This window comes from Sporosarcina luteola (assembly GCF_023715245.1).
In the GTDB taxonomy this organism is placed as follows: Bacteria; Bacillota; Bacilli; order Bacillales_A; family Planococcaceae; genus Sporosarcina; species Sporosarcina luteola_C.
In genome coordinates this window covers 1-443 of record NZ_JAMBNV010000024.1, presented here as the reverse complement: position 1 = coordinate 443, position 443 = coordinate 1, and the positions used below count along the sequence as shown (strand labels likewise).

Annotated in this window: 2 pseudogenes; both read left to right on the top strand. The window is 37.5% G+C overall.

Annotated elements, in window-relative coordinates:
• Window positions 1-302, top strand: a pseudogene (locus M3152_RS17830) (cytochrome ubiquinol oxidase subunit I); the annotation flags it as partial.
• Window positions 292-443: pseudogene (locus M3152_RS17825) on the top strand (cytochrome aa3 quinol oxidase subunit III); the annotation flags it as partial. The pseudogenes M3152_RS17830 and M3152_RS17825, both read left to right, overlap by 11 nt.

The following is a 443-nucleotide window of genomic DNA, read 5'->3' as shown; positions in this document are numbered from 1 at the left end:
ATATGAAAGAACATGGTCGTCATTATTTAGACAACCATAACTACAAAGATATTCATATGCCAAACAATACTCCAGTAGGATTCTGGATGGGTATATTTATGACTATTGGTGGTTTCTTCTTAATCTTCGAATCTATTGTTCCAGCACTTATCTGTTTAGCAGGTATCTTCATTACTATGATTTGGAGAAGTTTCCAAATTGATCATGGTTACCACATCCCTGCTTCAGAAGTTGCAGAAACTGAAGCTCGTTTAAGAGAAGCTCGAATTAAAGAAAGGGAGGCTGTAAGTCATGAGTCATGATGCAAATACTATTGATTCTCGTACACACGAAGGCGAATTAAATAAACTTGGCTTTTGGATTTTCCTTACAGCTGAATTTGCGTTATTCGGTACCCTATTTGCAACGTTATTAACGTTACAACATGGTGGCGGATATGGCGG